This is a genomic window from Flavobacterium sp. EDS (assembly GCF_020991525.1).
In the GTDB taxonomy this organism is placed as follows: Bacteria; Bacteroidota; Bacteroidia; order Flavobacteriales; family Flavobacteriaceae; genus Flavobacterium.
Map to the genome: position 1 here is coordinate 150,218 of NZ_JAJMOZ010000009.1, position 19,681 is coordinate 169,898.

Here is a 19,681-nt window from a genome sequence, read left to right on the forward strand (position 1 = left end):
AACAGTTTGCAATATAGTAGTTACAGTTTACATTTCACATTGTGAAATTCCAATTTGGTTTAATCATTAAAAAAATAAATAAATGTTTAATAAATTTATACAAAGACCTGTACTGTCGATAGTAATATCGCTTATAATTGTCTTTTTAGGGATATTGTCTGTATTGAATTTGCCTATTACGCAATTCCCTACAATTTCACCACCAATGGTAAATGTTACCGCCGATTATCCTGGATCTAATGGAGAATTGATGGTAAAAGCAGTTGTTATTCCTCTGGAAAGAGCTTTAAATGGAGTTCCCGGAATGAAATATATGGCTTCTGATGCGGGAAATGATGGTGAAGCAACAATAAAAGTAGTTTTTAATTTAGGTACTGATCCTAATCAGGCTGCAATTAACGTTCAGAATCGTGTAGCTTCGGTTACCAATAAATTACCTCCTTTGGTAATTAGAGAAGGGATTAAGATTACGCGTGAAGTGCCAAGTATGTTGATGTATGTGAATCTTTATAGTACGGATAAAAATACCGATATGAAATTCTTGTACAACTATGCAGATATTAATGTACTTTCTGAATTAAAAAGGGTAAATGGTATTGGTTCCGGAGATATCTTAGGAACACGTGAATATGCTATGCGTATTTGGTTGAAACCAGACCGTATGTTGGCTTACAAAATTTCTGCCGATGAAGTAATGGAGGCTTTATCAAGCCAAAGTTTAGAAGCTTCTCCGGGTAAAACAGGAGAAAGTTCTGGTAAGCGTTCACAGGCATTTGAATATGTATTGAAATATTCTGGTCGTTTTACTACCAAAGAACAATATGAGAATATTGTAGTAAAATCAAATGCAAACGGAGAACTTTTACGTTTGAAGGATGTTGCTAAGATAGAATTTGGAAGTTCAATGTATGATATTTATTCAAACTTGAATGGAAGACCATCAGCAGCTATTGTATTAAAACAGTCTTTTGGAAGTAATGCCAATCAGGTTATTGAAGAAGTAAAAGCTAAGTTGGAAAAGATCAAAGAAAGATTTCCAAAAGGAATGGATTATGAAATTTCATATGACGTCTCTAAATTCTTAGATGCTTCTATCGAAAAAGTAATTCATACGCTTGTTGAAGCTTTTATTCTGGTAGGTTTAGTAGTATTCCTTTTCTTGGGCGATTGGCGTTCGACAGTTATTCCGGCAATTGCAGTACCTGTATCATTGATAGGAACGTTCGTATTCATGACATTTTTTGACATATCATTGAACTTGATTACGTTATTTGCTTTAGTTCTGGCAATTGGAGTCGTCGTCGATGATGCGATTGTGGTTATCGAAGCCGTCCATGCGAAGATGGAGGAAGAGCATCTTTCGGCATATAAAGCGACTAAAAAAGCGATGCATGAAATTGCAGGAGCAATTATTGCAATTACCTTCTTAATGGCTGCAGTATTTATTCCAGTTGCGTTTATGACAGGTCCTGTTGGAGTATTTTACAGACAGTTCTCTGTTACAATGGCAACAGCTATTATACTTTCGGGTATTGTGGCTTTGACATTGACACCAGCACTTTGTGCAATGATGTTAAAAAATAATCATGGTAAGCCTAAAAAGAAAACACCTGTAAATATTTTTATAGATGGTTTCAATAACAAATTTAATTTAGCTCAAGGTAAATATCAAAATCTATTAGCTAAAATTATTGACCGAAGAGTAGTAACTGTTGTTGCGCTTCTTGGTTTTTGTGCAGGAACATGGTTAATAAGCAGTTCGGTTCCATCAGGATTTATTCCTAATGAAGATCAGGGAATGTTTTATGCTGTTATTCAGACACCTCCGGGTTCATCATTAGAAAGAACAAATAATATTGCTGAAAAACTGCAAAAAATTGCTGAAAAAATAGATGGAGTTAAATCTGTTTCTTCATTAGCAGGTTATGAAATTCTGTCTGAAGGTACAGGTTCAAACTCAGGAACTTGTTTAGTTAACCTTAAAGACTGGAGTGATAGAAAGCATTCTGTACTTGAGATTATGGCTGAATTAGAAGAAAAATCTAAAGATATTGCAGGTGCTAATATCGAATTTTTTCAACCGCCAGCGGTACCAGGATATGGAGCTGCAGGAGGATTTGAGCTTCGTTTGTTAGACAAGACTGGTTCTAATGATTACAAAAAAATGGAGCAGGTAAATAACGATTTTGTTAAGGAATTAAACACGCATCCGGAATTATCTAATGTATTCAGTTTTTATAGTTCTAGTTTTCCTCAGTATATGATGAAAGTCGACAATGACTTGGCACAACAAAAAGGGGTTTCTATCGAGAATGCCATGAATACTTTGTCAACACTTGTGGGAAGTAATTACGAAATCAGTTTTATTAAATACGGAATTAACTATAAAGTAATTGTTCAGGCTTCTCCAGAATACCGTGCTCAGCCTGATGATATTTTAAAACTGTATGTAAAAAACAATCGTGATGAAATGGTGCCTTTCTCTGCTTTCATGAGATTAGAGAAAGTATACGGACTTTCGGAAATTACGAGACATAATATGTACACTTCTACACAAATTAGTGGTTCTGCTGCTGCGGGTTATAGCTCTGGTACAGCCATTAAAATAATTCAGGAAGTTGCGGCAAAAAAATTACCTAGAGGATATGATATTGACTGGGCAGGTATTTCTGCTGATGAGGTTGCTCAGGGTAATCAGGCCGTTTGGGTATTCATGATTTGTTTAGGGTTTGTGTATTTGGTTCTAGCTGCTCAATATGAAAGTTTTATTTTGCCATTATCTGTAATTCTTTCATTGCCAGCAGGTATTTTTGGAGCTTTCCTTTTATTGAAATTAACGGGATTAGAAAACAACATTTATGCTCAGGTTGCCATGGTAATGCTTATTGGTTTATTGGGTAAAAATGCCGTATTGATTGTAGAGTTTGCTATACAAAGGCATGCCGCAGGTAAGTCAGTACTTGAAGCTGCAATGGAGGGAGCAAAAGCAAGGTTCCGTCCAATACTTATGACTTCATTTGCGTTTATCGCAGGTTTATTACCACTTGCATTTGCCACTGGTCCAGGTAAAATAGGTAACAGAACCATTGGTACAGCAGCGGCTGGAGGGATGCTTATAGGAACTATTTGCGGAGTATTTGTAATTCCGGGCTTGTATTTCATTTTTGCTAAAATTGCAGAGAAATACAAACTGGTAAAACATGAAGAAGAAAATCCATTAACAGAAGAAATAGATAACAATCATGTATAAATTAAAAATATATAAATATAGTATTGTTTTAGTAGTATGTCTTGCTGTAGTAAGTTGTAAGACTCCACAAACAGTAGCTGACACTCCAAAGAATCCAATTCCGGAGTCTTTTGGCAGTAATAAGGATACGACAAATATGTCGGATATTAAGTGGAACAATTATTTTAAAGACAAGAATCTTGTAGATTTGATAGATACTGCATTGAAAAACAATCAGGAATTAAACATCACTTTGCAAGAAATAGAAATAGCTAAAAATGATATTCGTGTCCGTAAAGGAGCGCTTTTGCCTACAGTAGGTATCCGTGCTGGTGCTGGAGTAGAGAAAGTAGGGCGATATACTAGCCAAGGGTCAGGAGATGCGACTACCGAGATCAAGCCAGGTAAAGAAACACCTGATCCGTTAGGCGATTTTACTATAGCTGCTTCTGCAAATTGGGAAGTTGATATCTGGAAAAAACTACGCAATTCTAAAAAGGCAGCTGTAAGCAGATATTTAGCTACAGTTGAAGGGAAGAACTTTGTAATCACAAATCTGATCGCCGAGGTTGCCGATTCTTATTACGAATTATTGGCTTTAGATAGTCAGTTGGATATTGTAAAACAGACTATTAAACTGCAAACAAATGCATTAGAAATTGTAAAAGTTCAGAAGCAAGCAGCAAGAGCAACAGAATTAGGGGTTCAGAAATTTCAGGCTGAAGTTTTGACGTCAAAAAGTATGGAGTTTCAGATTCTTCAAAAGATAAAAGAAGCAGAAAATAAAATTAACTTTTTATTAGCTCGCTATCCACAGGAAATCAAAAGAGATAATACTGAATTTTTGACTTTACTGCCTGCATCAGTTAATTCTGGGATACCATCACAATTATTAACTAATCGTCCGGATGTTAAACAGGCTGAGTTAGAATTAGTAGCTGCGAAACTAGATGTGAAAGTGGCTCGCGCAGAATTTTATCCTTCACTTGATATTTCAGCAGCAATAGGAGTACAGGCATTTAAGCCTACTTATTTGTTTACTATGCCAGAGTCATTACTTTATTCATTAGCAGGAGATTTGGCTGCGCCATTAATTAATAGAAATGCAATAAAGGCAGAGTTTAGCAGTGCAAATGCAAGACAGCTTCAGGCATTGTATAACTATGATCGTACGGTTTTAAATGCTTATTTAGAGGTATCAAATCAGTTATCTAAAATAGATAATCTGCAAAAAGGATATGATCTAAAATCGCAACAAGTAGCTACTCTAAATAGATCAATTGATATTTCTAATGATTTATTTAAGTCTGCGAGAGTTGATTATTTTGAAGTGCTAATGACACAACGTGATGCATTAGAAGCTAAACTGGAATTGATTGATACAAAGAAAGAACAACTGAATGCTGCAGTCTATATTTATAAAGATTTAGGCGGTGGCTGGAAATAAAATTGGTTATTTGTAGTTAAAAAACCTCTTGGGAGTAAAATCCTAGGAGGTTTTTTTGTGTCTTAAATTTAATTTTGTAGATGTTTAAGAGTCAAATCTCTAACAACCTTTGACAAAGTTTTATATGTCTATCCAAAAGGGTTTCATGAAAACGGGAGTCCTAGCCCAGACAGTAACGGCATCCTTTGTTTGCCTTGTTTAGGCAAACAAAGATATAGTGTATGGCCGGATTAGCTCCTTATTAATAGCATTAAACTATGATTATGCCTGCATCTTTATATGGTTTTAATGGCTCATCTTCGGGGGATATATTTGTAACCAATATATTTATGTCTTTAATCGGGCATACAAAATAAGCTTCGGCAGTTCCAATTTTCTCAATCGAGCTTAATGCAATTACCGAGTTTGAGTTTTGAATCATATTCTTTTTAATTTGGGAATCATCGTATATGATACCAGTAATGCCGCGTTCATGATGTATGCTGCATACTCCTAAAATACACACATCTGCTCTAAAATTCCTAAAGAAATCGATGGTTTCGATACTACCCGTTGCAAACGAAGTTTTGCACATTTTACCTCCTGCAAATATTAATTCAACATTGGGTAAATCCTCTATTAATACGGCTACTGGAAAACTATTTGTTATAACCGTTATTTTTAAATCATATGGAAAACTGGCTACTAATGCTAAAGAAGTTGTTCCACCATCAATAAAGACTACTTGGCCATCTTTTAGAAATGAAATTGCTTTTTCGGCAATAATCTTTTTATTTTCTAGATCATGTTTTTCTCTATTTCTAAAATGCAACGGAATAGGTGATGGAGCGACTGCGCCTCCGCGAACCGCCTTTAATAATCCTTGATCAGAAAGTTCTTTTACATCTCTTCTTACCGTGTCTTCTGATACATTTAAATACTCGCTAAGCTCTAATAAAGTTACTCGATGCTCTTTTGATAAGTATTCTAAAATTACATTTTGACGTTCCTCTTTTTTCATTTGTTGCAAATTTATATTGCAAAAATAATAAAATATTGCAATATATTGCAATATTTGCGTAGATTTGTAGCAAAATAATTTGCAATGATAAAGAAGACTATTGCTGTCGATATGGATGGCGTGCTTGCTGACATAGAGGCTAGCTTGATTGAGTGTTATAATAAAGAATGCGGAACTACTATTTCAAGAGAAAGTATTCAGGGATTGAGCGAAGAAGAAGCTTTTCATGGAAGAGACATTTTGCGTAGCATTTTAAATTCGGAGAATTTTTTCAGAACATTGCCTGTAATGTCTGATGCAGTGGAAAGTTTACGTCAGTTACAAGAAAATTTTGAAATCTTTATCGTTTCTGCAGCTACAGAGTTTCCTATGTCGCTTCATGAAAAAATTGGATGGCTTGGAGAACATTTTCCTTTTATAAAATGGGAAAATATCATTCTATGCGGAAGTAAAAGAATCATTAATACTGATTACATGATTGATGATCACAGCAAAAATTTAGATTATTGTATGGGTAAACCTATTATGTTTACAGCATTTCATAACATTAATCAAACACATCATTTAAGGGTAAATAATTGGAAGGAAGTACTAGAGACGTTAGAAAAAACGCTTTAGATCTATTTGTTTTTTTGAATTTTGACAGCTTGAAAGAGCAACTAAACTGCCTATGAATATAATTCGGGCAGTTTTTTTATGTAGTATTGCAATCAAAAAATTATACCTTTTTTTTCCAGAAATTTAATATTCCATCGCAAGCAGATTCTTCTAAATCAAAACTTTCTGGAATTTCCTCCCAGGTACTCCAATAAGTAACAAGTTTTGTTCCTTTTGGGGTTTTAGCTAATTGTTCTTTTACATAGTTTGAGTAAGAATGAAACAGCTCTTTTTGAGGAAGTATTATTTTATCAATTGGGCATGTAATATCGATATTTTCATAAAAGGAGTTGTAAAAATAGAAAGCATCATAATCTGAAAAGGATATCTGATTGATATTTGAATGAATGAATTCAACATTTTTTACATTATGTTTTTCGGCTATTTTTTTAGACACTTTTATAAGTGATTCCCTTTGTTCAACACCATAGAATTTTCCTCTTGTAGAAGCTGCGCCTACCAAGCAAAACTTCCCAGCTCCAGCGCCTATATCCAAGACTTTCTTATTGGGTTTATCAACAAGATAATCGGCGGCGACTTTGGCTATTTCTACAGGAGTCCAATGACGTTCAGAGAGTCTTTTGATGCGGGTTGAGTACAGTTCATTAAATGTACTATCTTCAATATCAATGTTTAATCGTAGTTGTTTAAAAATCATTTAATTAGCTGTATATTTTCGATTCAATAAAAAATATAGTTTTATATATAATTATGACTCTTGAGAATCAGTGCTTATAATATAGATTGTAAGGGGTTTCAAGCAAGATAGTATTAGTTTTCGTAATTTCATAATTAATTCATGATAAGTTTATGTTTGATTTTCTTAACTTTGCCTCATGAATAATCATATCGTTTCTCAAGCTTCAGATTTTAATACCAACGACTTAAAACTAAAAGGCTTCAAAGTGTATGAGGTTAATAGTGGTGTTAATGCTATTCCGACCTATAACCGCAGAGATTTTTACAAGATTTGTATTAATACTAGCAAGAGTCTTATTCACTATGCCGATAGAGGTATTGAAACAGATGGTACTATATTATTTTTTGGAAATCCTCATATTCCATATTCTTGGGAAATTATTTCACCAATTTATAACGGCTATGCCTGTGTTTTTACCGAAGATTTTTTAAAAGTTAATTATCGTTCAGATAGCCTTCATGAATCGCCTTTGTTTAAGATTGGAGGAACTCCTATATTCTCGTTAACTTCTGCTCAAGAGGAATTTATAAACTCAATGTTTATAAAAATGATAGCAGAACAGGATACGGATTATATTTTTAAAGATGATTTAATTCGAAATTATATTAATTTGATTATTCACGAATCATTAAAAATGCAACCTTCAGAAAATTTCTTTAAACATAAGAATGCTTCTTCCCGAATTACTACACTTTTTATGGAACTCTTAGAAAGACAATTTCCAATTGAGACCAAAGATCAGCCACTTAAGCTTAAAACGCCACAAGATTATGCTCAAAATCTTGCAGTGCATGTAAATCATCTTAATCGTTCGGTAAAGGAAATAACAGGTAAATCGACTACTACTCATATTAGCGAAAGAATTATTAGCGAAGCAAAAGCGCTTTTGCAACATACCGATTGGAGTATTGCTGACGTAGGATTTTCGTTGGGATTTGAATATCCGAGTTACTTTAATAATTATTTTAAAAGACTAACCGGAACTGTGCCTAAAACCTTAAGGGTGTAAATTGTTTCATATTCTTAATTTTTTGTTTGATAATTGTTATCTAAGAATGTCTTTGCTAAAGTAAATTTGCACAGAAATAATTAGTATTAATCCATATCAGATTATTAGCTAGATAGTAAGGTTTTTATATTGACCGCTTCTTTAATTTAGTTTGTACTGATGTATAAAACAGAGCAATTATGAAAACAGCACAAAATGAATTAAACAATACTATTTTTCCAAAAGGAGATCCAGCTTCTGCAGATTATTTTACAGGGAATGCTTGGGTAAAACTACTTGTTCCAGATGACAGAATTTTAAATACCGTTGTAGGAAATGTAGTTTTTGAACCTGGTGCTAGAAACAACTGGCATACACATCCCGGAGGTCAAATACTTATTGTTACCCATGGAGTAGGATATTACCAAGAAGAAGGAAAACCTATTCAATTACTTAATATAGGTGATGTCGTTTCTATTTTACCCGATGTTAAACACTGGCATGGCGCATCTCCTGATAGCGAATTTACTCATATAGCTATAAGTACTAATACTCAAAAAGGTATTGTCGATTGGCTGGAAAGAGTTACAGACGAACAATACAATAGCTTTAAATAGACTTAAAGTATATAGGTGTTGTTTAGCCCCAACATTAATTTAAAAACGAATCTAAAAAAAGTAATCTTTATTTTTTTATCTCACGCTTGTAGTGATAAAATATTTTTGTAAATTACTGTCTTTAAGTTTGTTGTGTTTTTTTATTGGTGTTCATTGAATAATTTAAATCAAATTAGAATAAATAACGATTTATGTCGACACATTATACAACCATTATAGAAGAAGGAATAGTTCCTAATAAATATACTACTGGAGAAGTTTCTTTTAAAAAGCGAACCAGTGACATTCAGCCACGTAATACTACCATAAAAGAGGTTGCTTTTGAACCTGGATCGAGAAATAATTGGCATACCAATACGGGTTTGCAATTACTTGTTGCAACAGAAGGTATTGGTTATTTTCAGGAAAGAGGCAATCCAATTCGATTAATTCGTAAAGGAGAAGTGCTTACCATCCTACCAGATGTTGAACATTGGTATGGTGCAACACCTACTAGCCGATTCTCACATATAGCAATTATTACTGAGATTGATAGAGGTATCGGAATTTGGATGGAACAGGTGACAGATGAGGAATACAATAGTTTTACGGCATTGTAAAGAGTGGTAAAGATTTAAAAAGAGTAGGAAGTAGGGTTTTATAAATTTTGATTTTTCTTTCATGCAGATTTTACAGATTCATTATTGAGAGTAAACACTATAGTTTGTTTTTTTATGGTATTAATGGCTTGCTTTTTAAACCTGAAACAAAGAGAACCTGAAACAAAGAAACTCTGAGGCGAAGAAATTTAGTTTTTTTTTCCCGCAGATCTGGCAGATTTCGGAGATTCATTTATTGAGAGTAAATACTATAGTTTGTTTTTTTTAGGGTATTAATGGCTTGCTTTTTAAACTTGAAACAAAGAAACTCTGAGGCGAAGAAATTTAGTTTTTTTTTCCGCAGATCTAGCAGATTTTGCAGATTTATTATTGAGAGTAAATACTATATTTTGTTTTTAAACCTAAAACAAAAGAAACCTAAAACAAAAGAAACCTAAAACAAAGAAAACCTAAAACAAAGAAAACTTGAAACAAAGTAAACTTGAAACAAAGTAAACTTGAAACAAAAAAACTTGAAACAAAAGAAACTTGAAACAAAAGAAACTTGAAACAAAAGAAACTTGAAACAAAAGAAACTTTAACCCTAAAATAAAAAAACTTAAAACAAATAAATTAATAAATAGATGGAAACAAAGAACATAAAAGCCTTTGGTACAGTAGCTGCCGATGCACCTTTAAAGACATTAGATATCAAACGCAGAACCGTTACAGCACATGATGTTGAGATTGAAATCTTGTATTGTGGTATCTGTCATTCCGATTTGCATTCGGCTAGAAATGAATGGCATGGTACAACTTACCCAATAGTTCCTGGGCATGAAATTGTGGGTAGAGTAACCAAAGTGGGAGATCATGTTAAGAAGTTTAAAGTAGGCGATTTAGCTGGTGTAGGTTGTATGGTCGATTCTTGTAGAGAATGTGAACATTGTAAAGAAGATTTAGAGCAATTTTGTGATTCAGGAAGTACACTTACATTTGATTCTCCAGATAAACACCTTGGTGGACAAACTTTTGGCGGATACTCTGAGAGCGTTGTTGTTGATGAGAATTTTGTACTTCACATATCTGATAAATTAGATTTAGCAGGTGTCGCTCCTTTGCTTTGCGCTGGAATTACAACTTATTCTCCTTTAAAACACTGGAAAGTAGGGCCAGGTCAAAAAGTAGGTATCGTAGGTATTGGCGGATTGGGACATATGGGAATTAAAATTGCAAAAGCAATGGGCGCTCATGTAGTCGTTTTTACAACTTCATTATCTAAAACTGAAGATGCTAAACGTTTGGGAGCAGATGAAGTAGTATTGTCTAGCGATCCTGAAGAAATGAAGAAACATGCTAGAAGCCTTCACTTTATTTTAGATTGTGTATCGGCTCAACATGATATTGATGCATATTTAAATTTACTTAGAGTAGATGGTACACTTACATTGGTAGGTGCTCCTATGGATCCACTTCCGGTAACATCATTTAGCCTTATACTTGGCCGAAGAAGTTTCTCAGGCTCACTTATTGGTGGTATTGCAGAAACTCAGGAAATGCTTGACTTTTGCGCTAAGCACAACATTATTGCAGATATCGAATTGATTGGTGTAAACGATGTAAATAATGCTTACGAGAGACTATTAAAAGGAGATATAAAATATCGTTTTGTAATAGATATGGCTTCTCTTAAAAACTAGATTTTTAGAAACAAAAAAGGTGTTCATTATTACAATGAACACCTTTTTTATATTATATAATGAAATTATTTGCTAATTAGAATACTCCAGTCAGCTCCACTATAAATTTTATGCTTTTGAGAGAAACTACCTTGGTTTACAGCCAATGAAAAATTCAAAAGACTATTAAAGTAAACGACATCAGTTCCAACTGCTACTTCTCCAAAAGTATGTACTAATTTTAGTTTTCCATCATATACTTTTTTAGTTCCATTAAAAATCTGAACCTTAATAAAGTCTCCCGCTTTTACATTTAAATTAGCAAATGTTTTTTTGTCGATGTTTGTCCAAACATTACCATATTGAATATCTAAAATTGGAATACCGCCTTTGATGATTCCTTTTTCAAAAATTGGTTTTTGATACTCAATCTTTACCACTTCATTAGGTAATTTTGGTCCAACCTGATCAAATGTAATTGTTTTTGAAGCTAAACGTGCACCTGTATAGGCATATACATCACGACCATGAAAAGTATATGATTCATTTGAGTTCTGACGACGGTTTTTTACTTCGTCGATTTCACGAATTTCCTCGATACCCAATTGTTCTGCAACTAAAGTTAAAGTTCCATTATCAGGAGTTACAAAATAATGACCTGATTTAGTCAATAAAACAACCGAATGTCTAGCTGTTCCAACTCCAGGATCACAAACTGATACAAATACCGTTCCTGTTGGATAATATTGTGCTGTTTGCGACAAACGATAGGCTGCTTCCCAAATATTAAATGCTGGAATTTCATGTGTCACATCAAATATTTTCAAATCGGTAGAAACACCTATTGCAACCCCTTTCATAGCAGATACCGCCCCATCTTTCAAGCCAAAATCAGATTGAAAAACTAATACATTATTTTGAGAAAAACCATTAAAAGTAACTGCACACAAAAAAAGTAATAATCGTAATTTCATTTTTTTATTTTTAAAAATTTCTACAAATATATTTCATTAAAATTAGAATTTATCTTTTTAACTATATAAACTCTATTTAATAAGTAAAGTTTAACTTTTAAAAATTACATTTGCACTTTGTTAATCTTAACAGAATATTTAACAAGCCCATTTCATTTTTTCTAAATGAATTATTTACAATGTATTAAAATAACCAGCAATGAAAAAAAAATTAAAAATCCTAATTACAGCAGTTCTCACTTTATCGAGTACTTTATTTTTTGCACAAAGTCAAGATATAAAAGGAACTATTACTAATGAAAATGGAAGTCCTTTAGAATTTGTTACTATTCTTATAAAAGGAAGTCATGTAAGCGCTACAAGTGATGCTTTAGGAAATTTTACTATAGTATCAGCAGCAGTTAACCCCACTTTTGTTGTTTCGTTATTTGGTTATCAAACTAAAGAGGTGATAGTAAAAGGACGCATTATTGATGTTCAGCTTATTTTAGAAAGTAATAGCCTTGACGAAATTGTTGTGGTAGGAAGTAGAAATCCGAAGAAAAGTAAACTAGAAACTGTTGTTCCAGTTGATGTTGTGAACTTAGCTAAAATTAGGAACACGACTCCACAAACAACTACAAATGATATTTTAACCTATTTAATTCCTTCATTTAATTCAAGCCGACAGTCATCATCGGATGGTACAGAGCATATTGATCCTGCTTCCTTAAGAGGTTTAGGACCAGATCAGGTTTTGGTTTTAATTAATGGAAAAAGAAGACATACAACATCATTAGTAAACTATCAAAATACAGTTGGAAACGGTTCTGTTGGTACTGATTTAAGTGCTATTCCTGCTTCGGCAATTAAGCGTATTGAAGTTTTACGAGACGGTGCAGCAGCGCAATATGGATCAGATGCTATTGCGGGAGTTATCAATTTAGTTTTAAAAGATAATGCGGGTTTAGATGCCAATGTAACGTATGGCAGTACATCTAGAAATGATGGACAAACAACAAATTTGAACCTGAATTACGGTGCTAAAATTGGTAATAAAGGTGGTTTTATTAATTTAACTGCAGAGTTTAATAACCGTCAAAAAACGAATCGCTCACAAAATAACAACCTGATTATTTTTGATCAATCGGCTTACGATAATTATTTTGCTTATGATTTTGCTGCCGATCCAGCACAAGCACGTCAGATAGATGATAATTTATTAGCACAAAACGGATTGAAACGCGATGATTTTAATTTCCAGATAGGAGATGCGAAAATCAAAAATATCCAAGGATTTTTTAATGCATCGATTCCATTAAATGATCAAATAGAATTTTATGCTTCAGGTGGTGTAAGTCACAGAAATGGTACTGGTTATGGGTTTAGACGTTTGCCGAGTGAGACAGAAAATGTAGTGTTTTCTATTTTCCCATTCGGATTTCAGCCAGAATTAAATTCAGTTGTAACCGATCTTTCTTCTTCAGTAGGGTTTAAATTCAAATTTGGTGAATGGAAATTAGATTTGAGTAATACTATTGGTGAGAATAAATTTGTTTATGATGTTTCGAATACCAATAACGTTTCATTAGGTGCTAATAGTCCAACTGATTTTAAAGCTGGAAATCACTCTTTTTTACAAAATACAGTAAACGCAGATGTTACAAGATTATATAAAGATGTTTTTAATGGTCTGAATGTAGCTTTTGGTGGAGAGTATCGTTTTGAAAAGTATAAAATTGTTGCAGGTGAAGAAGCTTCTTATATTGATGGAGGATCACAATCATTCCCTGGGTTTTCTCCTTTGAATGCTGTAAACGAAAATAGAAATAGTGTAGGGCTTTACGCTGATGTAGAAGCTGATGTTAGCGATAAATTATTAATAGGAGTAGCGGGCCGCTATGAAGATTTTACAGATTTTGGAAATACTTTAAACGGAAAATTATCGGCTAGATATAAAATTCTAGACAACCTTTTTGTGCGTGGTGCAATAAGTACTGGATTTAGAGCACCATCATTGCACCAACAATACTTTAACAACATAGCAACTGATGCTGTTGATGGAAAAATTTTAAATTCAGGTATTTTTAGAAATGATAGCGATGTAGCAAAGCAACTAGGAATCCCGAAATTAAAAGAAGAAACTTCTAGAAATTATAGTTTTGGAGTAGTTTTTTCTCCAATAAAGAAATTAAATATTACAGCCGATTATTATCATATTAGAATTGACAACAGAATTATTTTGACTGGAAATTTAGGTAATGATGCCTATGGAGAACCTGTTCCGGAACTTCGTGATTTGTTTGCTGGTTATGGAGCTCAAACAGGGCGTTTCTTTACAAATGCAATTAATACAACTACAAACGGATTGGATGTGGTTATTGATTATGATATGAATGTTGGTGAAGGAAAAATGAATCTTTCATTATTGTATAACTATAATGATAATAAAGTCGACAAGCATTTAAACAATGTTCCAGCCTTATTTGCTGGTCAGGAAGATGTTTATTACGGACCACAAGAAAGAAGTCTGATTGAAACGAATACACCTAAACACAAAGGAACTTTTGCAATAAATTATAGTTTAAACAAATGGAACTTTTTATTAAGAAATACTTATTTTGGAGAAGTTATTCGTGATGGATTTCCATTTGGAGGAATTCAAAAACATGAAGGAAAAGTGGTTACAGATTTAACAGTTGCATATAAGTTAACTCCAAAAATTCAAGTTGCTTTAGGAGCAAACAACTTATTTGATGTGTTCCCAGACAAGCAAATCTATGAGAACAGTTATTATGGAGTGTTTAAATACGCCCCTGTACAAATGGGGACAACTGGCGCATACTACTTTGGAAGAATGAGTTTTAGTTTGTAGAAAGTGAACTGTGAGATGTAAGATGTAAGATGTAAGATGTAAGATGTGAGATGTGAACTGTAAATTGTAAATTGTAAACTTAAATAAAAAAACCGCCTAACTAGGCGGTTTTTTTATACTGTTAATTTTGTTAGCTTCAATTTGCAGTTCTGATAGCTATCGGAATTAATCACAGTCTTCCAAATTAAAATTTATTTAATGGTCTTGAAAATATTATTGAATCCTTTTTAGAATAATAATTTAATTATTTAAATTTATATTAGTTAAAGATCATTATATAAAGTTATAGTTTAGTATAATAAAACAAAAAGGTTTAATAAAAAAGTAATTATTTTGGATACAACAGAATTTTTAATACGTCTTATAACAGCAACATTTGCGGGATTAATCATTGGTTTTGAAAGACAGTGGCATCATAAAGAAACAGGTTTAAAAACCAATATGCTTGTAGCTACAGGAGCTGCAGCATTTGTGCTGTTGTCGATAAAAGTTTCGGATACGGCACCTAATATTGATGTAACTCGTATTACTGCTCAGGTTGTTATGGGAGTTGGTTTTCTAGGAGCAGGAGTAATTTTTAGAGAAGGACCTAATGTACACGGGTTAAATTCGGCAGCTACAATATGGTGTAGTGCAGCTATTGGTTGCATTGCTGCATCGGGTTATTTTATAGAAGCTTTAATCTGTACGTTTTTGGTGATTATAGTAAATACAGCTATTGAGCCTATAGACAGATGGTTAAGAAATAGAAAGTAATATAGATAGCTAAGAACCCACAACAAAGTTTTCGTTTAATTAAAAACTGGATATGTTGAAGTGGTACTGAATTTTTAGCCCCATATTTACCTGATTTAGGAGATTGTTATTGGGTGTTAAATTTTTATTCGTTATCAAAATGGTATTTATTTGGATTATTTTTGTATTAAACTAGGTATGTGTTATTCAGTTTTAAGACAATAATTTTATCTTAAAGTATTAATTTAAATTAGTTACCATAAACGGTATATAACTAGGACTTTTACTAATTACAAATAAGGTATTTTATCCATAAATATTCAAACAGATAATACGAATAAATTGAGAACAATTGAATTTAATAAGTCAGAATGTGGCGTTGAGGTACTTCTTAATGTTTTGCGAGGAGATCAGGTAAAGGAAAATTATGTAGATACAGCTATTTATAATACTGATTTTTTTGAAATATCACTTTTTAAAAAGGCTAAAGGATCTTTGATTTTAAATCAACAAAAAATAGATATTACTGATAATACGATTGTATTTATTTCGCCATTTCAGAAAAGGCAGTGGAACTTAGAAGCAGAAGGATTAGATTTCACTATACTCGCTTTTCAGGAAGACTTTCTAAATGATTTTTTCTCAGATAAGCTATTTACTTATCGGTTGTTATATTTTTATCAGTTGGAATATCTGTTAAGCATTTCAATTGATGAGGTTGATCTTCAGAAATTCTGTAATTTACTTACTGAGATTAAGACTGAACTTATAAATAACAAATCAGATAGTATTCATATAATCCGTTCGCTCATTTATTATCTTTTACAGAAATTCAATAGGGAGTATGCTGCTATAAATAATCTTTCTCTTGATAGACCTGAGAATAATTATGCGTATCAGTTTAAACAATTATTAGAACTGCACATTCGAGAAAAACAACGAATTGAGAACTATGTGCTTTTATTAGGGGTAAGCAGAATAACAATTAATGCAGCGGTAAAAAAGCAGTTTAATGTTACTGCGACACACCTTTTAAAACAACGTCTTCTTTTTGAAATAAAAAATGACCTTATACACTCTGGGAAAACTGTGACTGAGATTGCTTATGCACTTCACTTCTCGGAACCTAACCACATGATGCGTTTCTTTAAGGCACAAACCGGAATGACTACTGGTCAATTCTTGCTGAATTATCAAAATGGTATATTTTCATAGTTGTTTGGTAGCTTGATAAAATGGTACCCTATCTATTTTTGCATTATAGATTATCTCTCTACGCATCTCATACAAGAGGATGGAGGATATAGTAATAATTTAAATAAAAATAGTTATGAAAAGGATTGTTTTAGGTTTCGCATTAAGTTTATTTATGATCGTTTCTTATGGACAAGAAACTGCAAATAAAAAAGCAAGTATTCAGCTAATTAGAAATGCAACTTTGGTATTTAATTATGGAGGAAAAGAATTTCTTATTGACCCAATGTTGGCTAAAAAAGGAGCTTATGCGGGTTTTGAAGGAACAGAAAATTCACATTTGCGTAATCCATTAGTTGAGCTTCCAGTTGCGGCTAAAAGTCTTTTAAATCCTGATGCAATTATTGTGACACATCTTCACCCAGATCATTGGGATGAAGCTGCAATAAAAATGCTTCCAAAAAACAAACCTGTTTATGCGCAGAATGGACAGGATGCTACGGTAATTAAATCTGCTGGATTTAAAGATGTTCGAGTTTTATCGAATGAGTCACATTTTGAATATATTAAGCTGCAAAAAACAACCGCTCAACACGGATCAGATGAAGCTTACGCTATTCCTCAATTAGCGGAGATTTTGGGTGAGACTTCTGGAGTTTTCTTTAATCAGTTGGGACAAAAGTCAGTTTACATTGTGGGAGATGGAATCTGGACAGATGCTTTTGAGTCTAATTTGAAAAATTTAAAGCCTGATGTTATTGTTTTGAACGCTGGTTTTGCGCAGCTTATAGGTTTTGGGGCTATAATTATGGGAAAAGAAGATGTGCTCAGAGTTCATGAAATTTTGCCCGATGCAACAATAATTGCTGTACATATGGAGGCAATTAATCACTGTATTTTAAGTCGTAAAGAGCTTAAGGAATATGTTAAGAGTAATGGAATTTCAGATAAAGTGATTATTCCAGACGATGGGCAGATTATTAAGTTTTAATACTACTTTATAAAGAATGATAGTTTGATTCTTAATTTTAACTGCAATCACAATAAAACAAAACCACTCCGTAATAGGAGTGGCTTTGTTTTTATATCATTTCATCCGTTTGTATTCTACATAAAAAAGAGGACTATAAAAGTCCTCTCTGTATATGTGATCATAAAAGTGCAGTGATTATTCACTTTCTGCACCAACGAAATCATCTCCTGTTTCTCCTGTAGCTACCAATTCAGGTTTTGAAGCTTTAAGAGCATTGAATCTTTCTAGTTGTTCCATTTCTCCTTCTTCACCACTAAAATATGGAAAAACGTCCATAATTGGAGACTCTGCAATAGCAGGAATAGTGTAATCTCCCATCGTGTTTTTCATTATAGCGATTGTATTGTCATAAGCCTCTTTTACATCATTGGCTTGAACTAATATATGCATATTTGATCTTCGTTCTTTTCCACTTTCTTCGTCATATGCCATTAAAGAAACTTTTGATTTAAACCAGCGATCTGCATTTTCAAAAGGGTGAATTTCGGCATAATTAGCCATTTTTATATTTGTGATTTTAAATTCTTCACTAATATAGGCAGACATTTCTTCATTAATTCGGGTTTCTGCCTCTGTATAAGACAAAGCATCTACTAAATAAGGTTCAGTTGTAACTTTTTGTGTTCCAATATCATCTGTCTTTCTATATTTTACTTTGCATTCGTACCAAATTGTGCTCATTTGTTTTTTTTTAAGGGTGTCAAAGATAGATTTTAATGAAAAAGAAATCAACAATTCAAAAAATAGATATTCACAATTTAAAAGGATAGCAGTTTTTTGCACTTTTTATCTTTTATTTTTTTAGTTTGATTTAGTGTTTTTGTTAAAAAAAAGAAGAAAAATAATATTTTTTTATGGGTTATGTTATATTATTTTACAATATTTCTTATAAAAAAAGAGGTCTTTGCTCTTGTTTAATATATTGATATAGTGGTGATTATAGTTGTGTTTTGCGATTTTATTTGACTGTTTTTCATTAATTTTATAGTAAATAAAATTATTCATGAAAGTAATTACCCATCGTTACAATAAAGGTTTAAGTTGGACTCAAGTATTATCCGAAGCAATGGGAGGGACTATTAATGGGACTATTGATGGAAACTTTATTAAAGGGAATAATGAATTATACGAAGGAATACATTTTATCTTGCCATGGGAAAATAAAATTTCTGGAATGTTAATAGATGTAACTTTTAAAGAAAGCGCTTTATTAGAATATATTAATGATGTCGATGATTTTGTTGCATTGAATTTTTATGTATTAGATTATGATACCAACATTATCTCAAACAATGAGGCCACATTAATGGGGAAACAAGATTATAATTTATCTATTATAGATAGTGCATTAGATTTTGATTATGTAGTTGACGAAGGAACGAGAACATACGTTATTTGTATCTTCATTGATAAAATAGTATTAAAAGAGTATATGGACAAAATCCCTGAATTAAAATCTATCGCCAAGGATATTTTTAATTCAGAAAAGAATACTATTATTAACATGGATCGAATGAATGCGGAATGTGCCGCCTTAATTAATGATTTTATGAAAATATCGTATGATAATTCATTATTTAATTTTTATTTTAAGGGATTGGTATATAATTTACTCGGGAGTTATCTAGGGCAATTATTGAATAAAAAGTTTGTTATAAGTATGGTAATGAGTGATGATGTAAGGAGCATTCTTGCTTCCAAGGCTTTGTTGTTAGAATCTATAGACGAAGTATTTCCAGGGGTAGATTTTTTGGCAGATAAAGTGTTTATGTCTCCTTCTAAATATAAAAAACTCTTTACAAAGATTTCTGGATTGAGTCCTGGAACTTTTTTTTATGGCAAAAAAATAGAACGTGCCAAAGAATTATTAGAAACTGGACAATATACAGTTAGCGAGGTTGCTGATAAATTAAATTATGCTAATATTTCTTATTTAGCAAAACGCTTTAATAGCAAATATGGAATTTTCCCAAAAGAATACCAAAATTTATTATAA

16 protein-coding genes are annotated in these 19,681 nt (G+C 32.5%); 12 read left to right on the forward strand and 4 right to left on the reverse strand.

Annotated elements, in window-relative coordinates:
• Positions 1–82 precede the first annotated feature (82 nt).
• Together LPB87_RS14230 and LPB87_RS14235 are read left to right on the forward strand one after the other, a co-directional pair.
• Positions 83–3,250 carry an efflux RND transporter permease subunit gene (locus LPB87_RS14230; RefSeq protein WP_129538677.1) on the forward strand — a complete coding sequence of 1,056 codons (3,168 nt, stop codon included), beginning with the start codon at positions 83–85 and terminating at the stop codon, positions 3,248–3,250.
• Entirely contained in the window at positions 3,243–4,676 is a 1,434-nt protein-coding gene (locus LPB87_RS14235) for a TolC family protein (RefSeq protein WP_230728330.1), read from the forward strand. Before LPB87_RS14230 ends, LPB87_RS14235 begins: the two co-directional genes overlap by 8 nt.
• A gap of 250 nt (positions 4,677–4,926) precedes the next feature.
• Here the strand turns inward: LPB87_RS14235 and LPB87_RS14240 are convergent, their stop codons facing one another.
• Positions 4,927–5,676, reverse strand: coding sequence for a DeoR/GlpR family DNA-binding transcription regulator (locus LPB87_RS14240; protein ID WP_129538675.1), 750 nt, complete (start codon positions 5,674–5,676; stop codon positions 4,927–4,929).
• An 84-nt stretch (positions 5,677–5,760) separates the two neighbouring features.
• Between LPB87_RS14240 and LPB87_RS14245 the strand changes: the two genes are divergently transcribed.
• Positions 5,761–6,294, forward strand: coding sequence for a 5'(3')-deoxyribonucleotidase (locus LPB87_RS14245; RefSeq protein ID WP_129538674.1), 534 nt, complete (start codon positions 5,761–5,763; stop codon positions 6,292–6,294).
• A 100-nt stretch (positions 6,295–6,394) separates the two neighbouring features.
• On the opposite strand, the gene LPB87_RS14250 is transcribed toward LPB87_RS14245, so the two are convergent.
• Positions 6,395–6,991 carry a methyltransferase domain-containing protein gene (locus LPB87_RS14250; protein ID WP_230728331.1) on the reverse strand — a complete coding sequence of 199 codons (597 nt, stop codon included), beginning with the start codon at positions 6,989–6,991 and terminating at the stop codon, positions 6,395–6,397.
• Positions 6,992–7,169: 178 nt separating this feature from the next.
• Between LPB87_RS14250 and LPB87_RS14255 the strand changes: the two genes are divergently transcribed.
• The 4 genes from LPB87_RS14255 (at position 7,170) to LPB87_RS14270 (ending at position 10,916) form a co-directional block, all read left to right on the forward strand.
• Positions 7,170–8,042, forward strand: a complete 873-nt coding sequence (locus LPB87_RS14255) for a helix-turn-helix domain-containing protein (protein ID WP_230728332.1) — start codon at positions 7,170–7,172, stop codon at positions 8,040–8,042.
• Positions 8,043–8,221: 179 nt separating this feature from the next.
• The gene (locus tag LPB87_RS14260; RefSeq protein WP_230728333.1) at positions 8,222–8,638 is read left to right on the forward strand and encodes a cupin domain-containing protein; all 417 of its coding nucleotides are present in this window, start codon (positions 8,222–8,224) and stop codon (positions 8,636–8,638) included.
• Positions 8,639–8,829: 191 nt separating this feature from the next.
• Positions 8,830–9,237, forward strand: coding sequence for a cupin domain-containing protein (locus tag LPB87_RS14265; RefSeq protein WP_230728334.1), 408 nt, complete (start codon positions 8,830–8,832; stop codon positions 9,235–9,237).
• A 623-nt stretch (positions 9,238–9,860) separates the two neighbouring features.
• Complete coding sequence (locus LPB87_RS14270; RefSeq protein ID WP_129538669.1) at positions 9,861–10,916, forward strand: NAD(P)-dependent alcohol dehydrogenase; 1,056 nt, start codon at positions 9,861–9,863, stop codon at positions 10,914–10,916.
• Positions 10,917–10,981: 65 nt separating this feature from the next.
• Here LPB87_RS14270 and LPB87_RS14275 read toward each other — a convergent pair whose 3' ends face one another.
• Entirely contained in the window at positions 10,982–11,869 is an 888-nt protein-coding gene (locus LPB87_RS14275; RefSeq protein ID WP_230728335.1) for an S-adenosyl-l-methionine hydroxide adenosyltransferase family protein, read from the reverse strand.
• Positions 11,870–12,068: 199 nt separating this feature from the next.
• Between LPB87_RS14275 and LPB87_RS14280 the strand changes: the two genes are divergently transcribed.
• The 4 genes from LPB87_RS14280 to LPB87_RS14295 all read left to right on the forward strand — a co-directional run bounded on the left by LPB87_RS14280 (position 12,069) and on the right by LPB87_RS14295 (position 17,643).
• Entirely contained in the window at positions 12,069–14,723 is a 2,655-nt protein-coding gene (locus tag LPB87_RS14280; RefSeq protein WP_230728336.1) for a TonB-dependent receptor, read from the forward strand.
• 333 nt (positions 14,724–15,056) lie between these two features.
• Entirely contained in the window at positions 15,057–15,479 is a 423-nt protein-coding gene (locus tag LPB87_RS14285) for an MgtC/SapB family protein (RefSeq protein ID WP_129538661.1), read from the forward strand.
• Between the two features lie 321 nt (positions 15,480–15,800).
• Positions 15,801–16,673: an AraC family transcriptional regulator gene (locus tag LPB87_RS14290; protein WP_230728337.1), complete on the forward strand. Its 873-nt coding sequence runs from the start codon at positions 15,801–15,803 to the stop codon at positions 16,671–16,673.
• 115 nt (positions 16,674–16,788) lie between these two features.
• Positions 16,789–17,643 carry an MBL fold metallo-hydrolase gene (locus tag LPB87_RS14295; RefSeq protein WP_230728338.1) on the forward strand — a complete coding sequence of 285 codons (855 nt, stop codon included), beginning with the start codon at positions 16,789–16,791 and terminating at the stop codon, positions 17,641–17,643.
• Between the two features lie 177 nt (positions 17,644–17,820).
• Here LPB87_RS14295 and LPB87_RS14300 read toward each other — a convergent pair whose 3' ends face one another.
• On the reverse strand, positions 17,821–18,366 hold the full coding sequence (locus LPB87_RS14300) for a DUF4494 domain-containing protein (protein ID WP_230728339.1): 546 nt from the start codon (positions 18,364–18,366) through the stop codon (positions 17,821–17,823).
• A 322-nt stretch (positions 18,367–18,688) separates the two neighbouring features.
• Between LPB87_RS14300 and LPB87_RS14305 the strand changes: the two genes are divergently transcribed.
• Positions 18,689–19,681, forward strand: coding sequence for a helix-turn-helix transcriptional regulator (locus LPB87_RS14305; protein WP_129538657.1), 993 nt, complete (start codon positions 18,689–18,691; stop codon positions 19,679–19,681).